This window comes from Clostridia bacterium, assembly GCA_017394805.1.
GTDB lineage: Bacteria > Bacillota > Clostridia > Christensenellales > CAG-1252 > RUG14300.
Map to the genome: position 1 here is coordinate 51,971 of JAFPXC010000028.1, position 13,323 is coordinate 65,293.

1 protein-coding gene (running past one end of the window) is annotated in these 13,323 nt (G+C 59.5%); it reads right to left on the bottom strand.

What is annotated here, in order from left to right; genetic code table 11:
• On the bottom strand, positions 1–13,323 hold the 3' end of the coding sequence (locus II896_07265) for a hypothetical protein (protein ID MBQ4444435.1). 18,273 nt of this gene lie beyond the right edge of the window; 13,323 of the gene's 31,596 nt are visible here — the last part of the coding sequence; the start codon falls outside the window, past its right edge; its stop codon occupies positions 1–3.

Genomic DNA, 13,323 nt, shown 5'->3' on the forward strand with positions numbered 1-13,323 from the left:
CTATGCGACCACCACTTGCCGTTCGCAAGAGGCGGAAGCGTTGACCGAGAACACCGTGACCTTGATGGTGTAGGTGCCCGGCTTGAGGGCGGGATCGTTGACGTCGAATCCCGCGGGTTGGGTGATGTAGGAGCCGTTGCGGTACACGGCGTAGGACGTGGTGCCCACGAGGTAGTCGATCTCGTAGGAATCGAACAAATCCACTTCCTCGCCCGCGTAGACGAAGGTCACCGAAGCGATGCCCGTCGTAGCGTCGACCGCGATGGCGGCGCGAGCCTCGTAGATATCCACGCGGCTGTTGCCCTCGATGAGGGAGGCACTTACGCGCTCGTAGACCGAGAAGACGCGCGTGACACCCTCGCCGTCCACGTAGTACCAGACGGAAATGCGGTCCTCGGTAATCATCGGGTAGCCCGTGATGGTGCTGTCGGTGACGTAGCTGTCTTGACCGACGGAGGTCGAGACGGCGGCGCCGCCTACGGGATGAAAGACCAGGTTGACGGCCTTGGCGATGGTGAGCGTATCCATCTTGACGCCCGTGTAGTTGGCGGAAACTACGGTGACGCGGACGGTGTACTTGCCGACGGCGGAGGGCGCGTCGGTGGTGTAAGCGGCGTCGTCGGCGCCCACGGGTTTGTACTCGATGCGGACGTCGGCCAAGTGACCGCTGACGGCGGCCTCGACGGCCGCGGGTTGGGCGATACCGCCCTCCTCACGATAGATGCGGTTGGTGCGCGAAATGAGGATGAGGTCGCGAATGTCCTTCTTCTCGATGACGTAGTCGATGGACACGTCCGCACCTTCGACCGCGCCCACGTAGCGCAGGCTGACGGTGAGCGTGTACTCGCCCGCCTCGGAAGGCTCGGCGTCACCGATCATCACGCCGCCGTCCAACGTCTTGACGTAGCGCTTGCCCGTCGCCTTGTTGAGGTAGGTGACGCGATAGACCTCGACGTCCGAATCCACCAGCACGTAAGGCACGTAGCCCTTGGTGGAGCCGTACACACCCGTGGCGCATTCGGCCTCGGTGCCGTCCAGCAAGGTGAGCGTCTTGACGCCCACGAAGTCGATCTTCTCGGACAAGTCGGTCTTGTCGGTGACGACGACCGTGACCAAGAGGTCGGCCTGCGTGTCGCGGTAGACCAGCAAGTCGCCGTTCTTGTCGATGGTGAGCGCACGGAAGACGTAGCGAGCGTCTTTCTCCAAGGCGCGAATGTTGAAGTTGTTGTAGGCGACGTTCTGGTCGTACTCGGTGACCACGCCGTTCGAGCTGACGCTGCGGACCAGCACCCACGAAGGATTGATGATCTCGTCGTAGGTCATGGTGCCGTAGAGGACGCTCACTTTGACGGCGGGCAGAATGTCCGCGACTACGTCGTCGCCGACCTTGACGCTGACCGTGCCGTCCGTCGCGTTGCCGTCCTCGTCCACAAAGTTCTCGAAGGTGTAGACGTAGCTGTTGTACACGTACACGGGAATGGTGCGCGTCCACTTGACGCCGTCGCCGTCCACCGAAGCGGACAGGACGTACTTATCCGTGATATTGAGCCGCGGCAACACGTTCCACACGATGTCGAAGGTGGTGCTGACGACCGATTGCGTACCGTCCTCGGTGAGAACGTAGACGGACTGGGTGATGGTGGTGGGCAAGCCCACGGCGGAACCTCTGCGCACGCTGTAGTAGGCGGCGAAGTCGTCACCCTTGACGACGCGGAGGGCGGACAAGGTGAGACGAATGGACAACTCTTGACCGTACACGCCGCAATAGAGACGGAAGTCGGTGACGCCACGCTTGTAGGCGGCGTACACGTCGTCGGGCGTCCAGCCCTCGACGGTGACCGTCTCGCCCGAAGCGACGTAACTCATCTTGTGCCACGTCGCGTTGACGCGCAAGGTGGTGCCGTCCTGCATGGTGAGCCACAAGTCGGTGGGCAAGGTGAAGTACTCGCCTACGCCCGCGGTGACGTCGTGCAAGGTGGCCAAGGTGACGCCCGAAGCGTCCTCGGATACCACGTAGCGGACGGGTGCGGTGGCGTCAAGTACCTTGGTGGCGACCTTGAAGCGCACGCTGACCGCCTGATAGCCGCCCAACGCGTTGCCCACGTAGAGGACGCCGTAGTAGGTGCCGCCCGTAAGGGCCAAGTCTACGTTGGAGAGATCCCAACCGCCCGTGACGGCCGAACCCAGCGCGGTCTCGGCGAAGGCGTAGGTATTGCCCTCGGCCAAGATGGTGGCAACGTAAGGCGCGACGTCGAAGGAGGCCGTGGTGCCGTCCATGAAGTTGACGGTCACGCTGCCCGAAGGCAAGGTGAACGTGCGGTTGAATTGATTGACCGCAATGGTGCCGAGGTCGGCGGACACGATGACCTTTTGATAGACGCGCATGGTGTAGTAGTAGTCCTGATAGCCGCCCAAGGCCGTGCCGATGCGCGCGAGCATGGCGAAGTCGCCGCCCGAATAGGTGATGTCGGCATCGGTGACCGCCGCGCCCGTGACGGCGTCGACGAAGGTGACGCGATAGTCCACACCGTCAACCGTGACGGTGGTGGGCAAGCGATAGGTATAGGGATCGACGCGGGTGGCGAACTGCGCGCGGAAGGCGGCGTCCGTCATATCCACGGTGACGTCGGCGAAGTTGAGTACCAAGCGGGACTCGCCGTCCATGACGTACACCCATTGATAGCCGCCCCACTCGGTGCCGACCTGCAACTTGACGTAGCAGACATTGCGCTCGTTGTAGCCGATGACGGCAAGGTCGCCCTTGGCGCCGAGTGCATCCTCGAAGGCGATGGCCTTGACGGTGACGGAGGTGGTGGCGTCGCCCAAGCGGGCGTCCACCGTACTGCCGACCATCTCGGGCACGTCGTAGGGACTGATAAAGCCCGCGTTGACCTTGGCGGTGAAGAGTGACTTGACGTCTACGTCGGAGAAGATCTCCTCCATGACGCGCACGTTGATATAGAGAGGATTGCCCTCGCGATCCACGGCTTGATAGCCGCCCAACGCGTTGCCGACCTTGACGCGCACGCGAACGATGCCGTCCGTGCCGCGATAGTCGTAGGCAAAGTCGTCGTACAAGGCCACTTTGAGCTTGGAGGAAACGCGGCTGTCCCCCAAGAAGGCGTCCAATGTGAGATACTCGCCCGCGAATCGCAAGACGCGCTCGCCGTCCTCGTTGACCACGGTCAAAGGCGACGTGTAGGGGTACACCGTGACCGTCTTGTCACCGATGGCGGTGACGGCGGCGTCGTCCACCGGCATCATGACGTCAACCCATTGATAGCCGCTGCGGACGTTGCCCACGCGGACGGTCGCCTCGATATACTCGGTGGCGTAGCTGACGTTCTGCGTCTTGACGCGGAAGTTGGACGCGTCCACGGGGAACAGCACGTTGTTGCCGCCGAAGTCCACGTTGACGTAGGCGGGCATGAGACCGCTGTCCACGTAGGGATTGTACTTGAACTCGACGTCGGGCTTGCTCATAGCCACGTGTCCCGTCTCTTCGGCGACCATGCGCTTGACGATGACGTTGACGGTCATGGTCTGGTAGCCGCCCTGCGCGTTGCCGACGAGGACGCTGGCCTTGGCGGCGGAACCCGTGTAGTGGTAGTTGATATTGGCGTACGTCCACAAAACGGACAACGTGCCCGTGGTGCCGTCGCGGTACTCTACGCCCACCGTGCCCGCGGGTTGCGGCGTGGCGCCGTTCTCACCGCTGTAGGGCGTGATGGTCTGGGTGAACTGACCGTCCACGCGGTAGGTCTCGGTGACGTTGACGATGGTGCGATCCGCCACGTGGAGGAGCATATCCACGTCTTGGTAGCCGCCTATACGGTTGCCCACCTTGACGGTGAGGACGTAGTAGCCGCCCTGATAGAAGAAGGCGTTGGTGTTGAGGCACTCCTGCCGTCCGTACACGATGGACGTGGGATCGTCGATCATCTCTTGGGTCACCTTGACGGCGTTGTTGATATTGCTGACCACGGACAATTCGCCCGAATAGTTCTCGAACAAGACGTTGATGGTGGTGGGCAAGGGAGAATCCACGTAGGGATCGACCTCGAACTCGTCCTTCTCGACGGCCTTGATCTTGCGCTCCTCCATCTCGACGAACACGCTGACGTAGTAGAAGCCGATGACTTCGTCGCCCACGTAGACGTCCGTGATGTATTGAGTGACGCCCGCCGTATCGTAGTTGTAGTTGATCTGCGCCTTGGTCCAGTCGACGCTCATCACGTACTGGCGTGCGTTGCACCAACAGGTACAACCGCCCTCGCCCGTGCACATACCTTCGGCCCGGCAAGCGGGATTGTCGCAGCCGCACACGTCGGAAGTGATGTAGAAGCCGTCCTTATCCTTGGCTCTGCCGATGGTAACGGTGAGTTTCTCGGGCAAGACGATGCTGTAGGGATCGACCGTGATGATGTCGATGAGGTCGTATTTGAGGTCGGAAGCGCGGACGTTCCAATCGGCCAAAGCCGTCTCCGCACCCTCGGCCGCGACCATACGCTTGCCGTACTCCACGACTTCGAGATAGGTGTTGAGCGCACCGAAGCCGTCGATGAGCGCGTTGAGGTAGGAAACGGCGTCCTCGCGCAAGGACTCGGACGCGGGCGTCAAGGCAAGCGACGTGAGACTGTCGCGCAAAGCGGTGAGACGCTCGGTCTCGGCACTCTTGCGCGAATCGTAACTGACCTCGCGGGAAATATCGTACACCTGCACCTCGAAGGTCTGCACGCCGTACTCGGCGTTGCCGATGGAAACCCAAGCCTTATCTTCGCCCTTCTCCCACGAAACGACCTGCGACACGACGCTATCGGCGCCGTTGACGTTGTTGCCGAAGTAGAAGTAGAGGACGTTGGGATAGCTGGTGGCGTCGAAGTCGTCGTCCACGATGTAGTAGAGGCGCTCGTTGTGCGTCTCGTCCTCGTAGGACTTGTAGATGACGGGACGGTCGGCGCCGTCCTTGGCCACGGTGCGATCCAAGACGATGACCTTGAACTCCATATCCACGTAGCCCACGCGAGCGGTACCCATAGACATAATGGCGCCCGTGGTGGTGCCGTCACCTTCCTCGGAATAGAAGGTCTTGCCGTGGTAGTCGGCACCCGTGATGGCGCTGAGATCCCACGAAACGGTGAGGTTGCGGGTGGTGTCGTCCTCGGCGAAGTGCGCCACGACGACCTTGGGCAGGTCGTAGCGGACGTACTTGGTCTCTTTGACGCCCGAAACCGTCCTGGAGGACACGCAGACGAGCTGCGCCGAGCGGTCGAGAGGATTGATTTCGTAGTAGCAATCCTCGCGGAAGAAGACGTCGCCCGTATCGTCGGTGTAGGTGAAGTCGCGGACTTTCATCTGTCCGCCCTCCAAAACGGCGATGACGTCGTTGCCGATGAAGACGCGGTCGATGGTCTTCTCGAGGACGTTGACCGAAACGTTGTAGATCTGGTAGCCACCCAAGGCGTTGCCGATGCGGGCGTCGATGGAAGCGCCCGAATTGTCGACCTGACGTCCCAAGACGTAGAGGTCGTATTGCTTGTTGGTCCACTCTACGCTCATAACGCCCGTGGTGCCGTCCTTGAACTTGACCTTGACGGTGGCCGTGAGGTTGGTGGCGCTGTAGGGATCGATGGTGACCGACGAAGGATCGAGACTATCGACCTCGCGGTTCAACACGCGAACGCCTACGGGGTACTCTTGATAACCGACCATATCGTTGCCGACGTAGGCGGTGACCACGTACTGCTTGTACCAATGCTCGACGACGTCGCCCGCCATCGTGCGGCTCTTGTAGCCCACGTAGTCGTTGATGACGTTGTTGATGTCCCAGCTGACCCTGACCGTGCCCGAAGTCTCGTTGGTGTAGACCACCTCTACCTCGGTGGGATAGGAAGCGACCAAGCGAGGATCAGTGTCGAGGAAGCGGCTGTCGATGCCGTACGGGTCGAAGGACAGGACCTCGTCCGCATTGAGACGGAAGCTGTCGATCTCGCGGTTAAGAACGGTGACGGGTACGCGGTACTCCTGATAGCCGCCCAACGCGTTGCCAATATGGGCGTAGACGTTGCACGAGCCTCCCTTGTAGTTCCAGATACTACGGAGTTCGGTGAGATCCCAAGTGACGTTGCGGAAGGTGTAGGTGGTGAGATCCTCGAAGCGAACGCCCAACTCGGTGGGATAGTTGGCCTCGTCCAACGCGTCTACCGAGCCGTAGGGATCGAAGGTGTAGGAAGACACGTCGAAGACGCTCATGATCACCTTGCGCTCCACCGTGACGGGGAAGCTGACGTATTGGTAGCCCGCGACCGCGTTGCCTATCTTGGCGACCGCGTTGTACACCGCGTTGGTGCCCTCGGCCTCGTTGCCCTTGTAGGAGGCGTTGATGGCCGACAAATCCCATTGAATGGGATAATAGTTGGCGGCGGCGTGGGCGAAGATGACCTTGCTACGCACCGAAGCGTCGCTACGAAGCAACGCGGCCAAATTCATGCCGTTGGCGGGATAGAGGGCTTCGTTCAACGCGTAATCCGTGTAGAGATAGGGGTTGAAGACGTAGTCCTGTCTAACGCCCGACAGGTTGATGGAGTCGATGGTGCGGTCGATGACGTTGATGGGTACCGCGATGGTCTGGTAGCCGCCCGCCGTCGAACCAATGGTGAGTTGCGCCTGATACAAGCCGCCCGAATAGAGGACGGACACGTTGCCCTTGTTCCAGACGACGCCGCCGTCCAAGGCGAAGTTGCCCAACGTGACGGACGCCTCGAAGGTGTGCGTGGTGCCGTTCTTGTAGGTGATGGTGACGGTGCGCGGGTAGCAACGCTCGTCCAACGGGTTGGTGGGATCCACGATGCGATGGTGATCGACGTCGTAGACGACCAAGGCGGGAACGAACTCGGCCAACAGGTCGTAGTTGCAGGAAGGCGACGTGAGGTCGAACTCCTCGTGACCTAAGACGCTGTGCAAGCGAGTGGCCGTCTCGGAATACTCGATATAGTCCACGATATCGTCGCCGTCGTAGCGCGCGTACAACAGATACAAGGGATCGATATTGCCCGCCAAGCCCTCGATATAGGGCACGGTCTCGATGGTGGCGTCCATAATGGTGACGGGCACCTCGACCGCCTGACGGCCTGCCGCTTGAATGCGCTTGACCTCGTCATCGTCGTCCGACGTGACGCGGAAGGTGGCCGCGGTGGTGCCGCCCGAATAGTGGTTGACCACGTTGGCGAGCGCCCACTCGACGCGCGTCTCCACATAGTCGGTGGTGTCGCTGTACTTGATCCACAACGTGCGCGGATAGAGGTCTACGTTCTTGCTGTCCACGTTGGACGCGCCGTCCGTGACGTGGTAGGGATCGAAGGTGAGGTCGAGATCGACGTACTCACCCGACGCCGTGCGCAGCTTGAAGTCCTCGACGGTGTGCGAGGTGATCTCTATCTTGATGCCCTCGTAGAGGTAGTAGCCCACGTCGAGGTTGCCGATGGTGGCGCTGACGTAGTACTTGGCACCCGTGTAGGTGGGTACGATCTGGGCCTCGGTGACGTTCCAACGAATGTTGTACAAGGCGGGTTGACTGTTGCCGAAGACCGCCCAGACCTTGTTGGGCAACTCGATGGCGTCGTAGGGCCCGAAGACCAAGTTGGCGGTGGACTCCTCGTAGGTGTCGCCCGAAATGAAGCGCACGCCGTTGAGCTTGTTGGCGTTGACGGTGACGGGTACGTCGACTTGGTAGTTGGCCGTCTTGCCGTCACCGAAGGTGAGGTGTAAGGTGTAGTTGCCGCCCTGGAAGGAATCGCTGATCTCGGTGGCGTCCCACTTGACCACGGCGTTGCCCGTGCCCTTGGTGCCGTCGAAACTCTTGACGTAGGTGCCCTCTCCGTTGCCGTCGGTGAAGGTGACTTCGATGCGCGAAGGCAGATTCTTGACGAAGTCCTTGACCTCGTACGCCTCTAAGCGCAAGGGGAAGGAGAGGTTGGCACCCGAAATGACGGGCGTGCGTACGACGGAGCCGTCCGCATTCTCGCGCTCGGTGTACTTGACCAACCTGGCGGCGGTGGCGGGCACTTCGACGCGCACGCGGTGGACGTCGTTGAGGACGTAGCCCTCTACGTAGTAGACGCCCTTGGTATCGTCGGTACCGTCGTAATACTCGTAGGGAACGATCTGGAAGATGGCGTCCGACCACGAGACCTGAATGTTGCCGCCCGGCGTATTGGCGGTGGCGGTGCTGCCCGCTTTCTCGGGTACGTTGTTCCAGCGGTCGATGGTGGCCATCGAAGGCAGATTCTCCATATAGTCGACCACGCCGTCTTTGTTGTGGTCCAGATCGAACACGTCGATGATGGTGCGGCGATTGTCGTTCTCGTCACCCTTCAGGTTGAAGTGGCTCTCGCCCGTGACGGACGAAGACATCTCGATGCCTTGGTTGGTGATGACCAAGGTCCAGTACTCACCGATGGTGGACGTGTAGATGCGCAGGATAATCTTGCGGAGCATACTGTACTCGTCGTTGCGGTTCTTCTCGTCGCAGAGGACGATGATGGCCTCGCAGGTGGTGTCGGGCGTGATGTTGGGCCACGGCATGAACTGCGACAGCAACCCGATAAGGAAGTTGCCGATGGCGTCGCGCAAGCCGGACAGCACGCGGTCGATGGCGCTGTTGATGAGGCCGTTGAAGAAGGAGTTGTCAACGATATTGAAGTCGAAGTTGCGCACGATCTCGGTGTAGATGGCGTCGTACAACTCGTAGAGCATAGTGCTGTTGGAAATGTTGTTGACCTTGGCGTTGGTGCCCAACTTCTCATTGAGCAAGTTGACGAGGAGCGTGGGAATCATAGCGCCCAAACCGCCGATCAACTTGGGATTGAGTTGAAGCGTGATATTGGAATAGGCCGCGCCGCTGTCCAAAGAAGCGACCACGTTGCCGTCCTGTACCACCCAATCGCCGCCGCCCAACGAGGCGGAAATGCCTACGATGGGATGCGCCAAGCCCTCGGCGAGGTCGTCGGTGGTGAACTCGGTCTTGGTGCCGTCGTCAATGGAGATATCTTCCTTGGGATCGAGCCCGCCCGAAATGCCTTTCTTGAACCAAGTGTCGAAATCCAAAGGAATGGTGATGGGCGAAGGTATCTTGCTGATATTGATCTTGTACAACGTGACCGTGTTGCCGTTCTCGTCGTAGGCGGTGCCGTCCTCTTTGAACCAATCGTTGATGAACCCGATGGGCCACGGCAACTTATTGTTGATATTGACCACGTTCTTGATGGCGCGGCCGATGCCCGAATTGCCCGCGAAGCGAATGGCGAAATCCAAAACGAATTGGTCTTGGGCAATGTAGAGGCCGTTGAGCATATAACGGGCGAAGTTGGGCAGTTTGTTGAGGATGCCGGAGACGTCCAACGAGATGCCGTGTACGAATTGACTCATCTTGCCCACGTTGTCCTTGCCGTTGGTCTGCTCGGCGCCGATACGCGACAATTTGATGGTGTTGGCGCGTTTCTCGCCCGAATGCAGGACGGCGCCGTCCGCACCCACGTAAGAGGAGTTGAGATAGAGGCTCAAATCCAAATCCTTGGGATACAAAGCGTCGATGAAGGCGTAGATAAGCGCCGAGGTAACGTTGCCGCTCCAATTGTTGTCGGGACCGACCAAACCGCCCAGGTTGACGGCGGAGAAGCCCGCCATCTCGGTGAGCGAGGCGTCGTAGACGTAGTTGCGCAACAAGCCGGCCTGCGAACCCGTGGTGTTGTAGCCTATCTTGAGCTTGGTGACGGCCAAGGTAAGCGTGCTCTTCTCGGGTACGCCGCCCGTGACCACGCGCTCGCCCGCGGCATTGGTGTGATAGCTGAGCAGCGTGAGGTCGATGCGGTCGAAGCCGTTGGCCAACTTGATCTCGACGGTGGCCTCGGTCTCGGCGGGCAACTCGAAGTCGATACCCATGATATAGAGAAGCTTCTGGATCATGGCGGTATTGATGTCCACGCGGACGTCAAGACCACGGACGTTCTTGTCCGCGTTGCGGACGTAGGTGCCCAAGGTGAGGCGGAGGTTGGCGCCGTCTACGAAGTGGGCGCAATGATGCTCGCCGGGGAGCAAGTTGCCGTCCTCGTCGTAGCAATCGCCGTTCTCCACGCAAAGCGGGTTGTCGCAACCGCAGTAGGTGTTGATGGAGAAGGGCTTGGAATCCTCTTTCTCACCGAAGAGTTTGTCCTCGACGTATTGGTCGATGAGGTCGTTGATGATGACGCTGAGGTCAGACGTGCCCAAGAGGGACGCGAATATCTCCGCGCCGACTTTCAACGCACCGTCGGTGACGTCCAGATTGGCCATGGTCATCATGATATTGGTGAGGTTGAGGCCCTTGACCTGCGTCTTCATCAAGCCGAAGTTGGACAGATCCAGATAGAAGCTGTTGGTCTTGCCCCAATAGTACAAGCCGAGGAAGAGCAAGGGATTGTCGTGCGACAGTTCGGAGTTGTCGCGGTAGTAATCCAGCACGAAGCGGATCTCGGTGTTGTCCCAATTGGAGAAGTCCACGTTGGCGTCCAACGAGAACTCGTACGTCCACACGTCGTTGGCGCGCAACGCCACGTTGACGTTGTCACGGTCGAACTCCATCATGCCCGCGACGACCTTCTCCAACGCCTCGACGACGGGGTTGACCGCGCCCGCGGAGGGAGAGGTGATGTCCAAGCTGAGGCTACCGCCTAAGCTCAACGTGAAGGCGTTGAGTTGGAGGAAGTTGGGGTACTTGGACAAGTCGCCGAAGTCGGAGAGGTTGACGAAGGTGCGGCCGCGATATTGATTGGACGCGTTGGGGTTGGGCATTTCGAGATAGGTAGGAAGTTTCTTCTCCACTTCGTGTTCGCTCTCGATGACCTTGTAGGTGGCGCTGTACGTCGTCTTGGGCAAGGGGTTGCGGCTGTCGCCCAAGTGGAGAGACAGATTGCCGACCTCGATTTGAATGCCGAACCAATCGTAATTGGTGGTGCCCAACTGCACGCCGAAGGGTTGATCGTCGTGCTTGTCGAAGTACAAGCCCAAGTACAAAGACAGGCTATCCAAGAGTTTGCCGTCTTTGAGCACCGTGTAGTTGGTGTCGGGATCGTTCTCGCCCATGGAGAAGTAGACTTCCATACGGTCGAGGCCGAGCAACTCCTCTACCTTGTCGAGAATGTCGGACGCGACGCCCAAATCGGCCAACTCAAGCGCGTCGACATAGTCGAGCAAGAGATAGACCAAGGTGAAGTTGAGGGCAAGTCCCAGACGGCTGTCGCCCAAGGAAATGGCCAAAGACGCGTTGGTGTACGCGTCGGCTACGCCGGTGAGCTTGGTGATATAGGACTTGACCGAATCGATGTTGAGGCCGAGATCGGTGAGAATGCTCATCAGGCGGCCGTAGGTGGACTCGCTGTCGCCGGCGCCGGCGGTATCGTTCCAATCAATGCCGACCATGGTGGACAGCAAGGTGGACAAATCCACACTGTCGACCATAATGCCGTTGATATCCAAAGCGGGAACGGTGACGTACAGGCTTTCGTTCTTGTTGGTGTAGTAAATACCCACCAAGAGGAAGTCGTTGGCGTTGCCGAATCTGTCCTTGAACTCCTTGACGATCTCCAAACGAACCTCGGTGGCCTTGCTGTCCGAGAGATTGAGCGCCATGCCGACGTCGATGCGCACGCACGCGTCGATCCAATTGGGATCGCGCTCGGCGGAATCCAAGATGACGTCCAGATTGTCGCCCTTGCTGCTGTCGAGGTAGAGAATGTCGACGAGCATATCGGTAAGGTCGAGGACCTTGCCACCCGCGACGCCCGTGTCCACGCCGCCGTTGACGCGGAGATACAAGGACGCTTCGAAGGTGAGTTGGGCGTCGGTAACGTCGCGCCAATTGCGATAGGACTCGGCCTCGTCCGGACGGATATCCTGCGACAAGACCACGGTGGCGGGCAGATTGGTGACTGCGGCACCCGCGTGCTTGACGTAGATGGTGGAGGACGCCGTGACTTCGGTGAGATGGTCGGCCAAAGGCTTGGTGGCCGCGTCGTCAAGGAAGAGGTCGTAGTGACGGTAGACCTTCTCGGCATAGACCTGCCACTTGGCCTGCAACTCCTCGGCGGTATCGTTGAGGTAGTCGCGCGAAAGCATGGCGTCGTAGGCGAAGGCCTTGATGTCGTACAGTTTGAGCTCGGTGAGGAAGGTGCCCGTGTGACCGTTGTCGTCGGTGGACACGTTCTCGATATGCAATACGACCGAGCTGTCCGAAATGTCGCGCAGCATATTGATCTCCACGTAGGCGTTGAGCCCCTCGGAGAAGGTGGTCTTGACCGCCATCAGCGCGAAGAGGTTGTTGAGGAAGTTGGGATTGAGAAGCAGGAAAATCTTGTCGTTGCCGATAGAGACGCCGTCGAACAAATTCTCAACCATACGTACGTAGTACAGTATCTTCTCGACCGTGGTCTGCTCCTCTTCTTCTTCCTCTTGCTGGAAGCACTTGCAATCGCAACCCTCGGGGCAGAGATAGGTGCCCGTGGCCTCGTCGAAGCAACTGCCGTGCTCCATACAGGCGGGATGCGTGCAACCGCAGGACAACGCGCAGTGCGAGCAATGACAGGTGGGATCGTCCGCGCAAATGACGTTGCCGTCCGCGTCTATACAGCCGTTGTTGGCGTAGCAACGCTCGTCGTTGCAACCGCACTCGAGCACGGCGCACGAACAGCCGCAGGTAACGCCGTCGCAACGACGGATGCCGCGGATATTGTAGCAACTGCCGTTGCGGACGCACGCGGCGTCGCGGCAACCGCAGGGCAACATACAATGCGAGCAGGTGCAACCCGCCGAGCAGAGTTTGTTGTCGTTGTGCGTGCAACCGCCGTTGGCCAAGCATTGCGGGCAGGTACAGCCGCAATCCAACCCCGTCTCGTTGTAAGATACGTTGCCGTTGCTGCTGGCGTACTCCAAGTCGCGGATGAAGCCCGTGACAAAGTCTTTGAGTATCGTGACAAAGTCGAAGTGGATATAGAACGGCGCGACGCCAAGGAGGGACAAGTCGAGATAGAGACGCGCGTCCTCGGTGGAGCCTGCGCCGTCGAAGTAGATGACGATGGGTTTGGTGATGGCTTGGACGGTGCCGCCGACGCGTTGACCGAAGCCCGTGACATAGATCTTGAACAAGAACTCGGACAAATCATAGTTGGCCGTGTTGAGTTTCATGGAGAAGTCAACGGTGATGGTGGTATCCGTCTTGGTGGTCATCAAGATAAGCATCTTGATGTGGTCGGCAAGCTCGTGGAGATTGCTCCACTCGGCCGAAATCTCCTC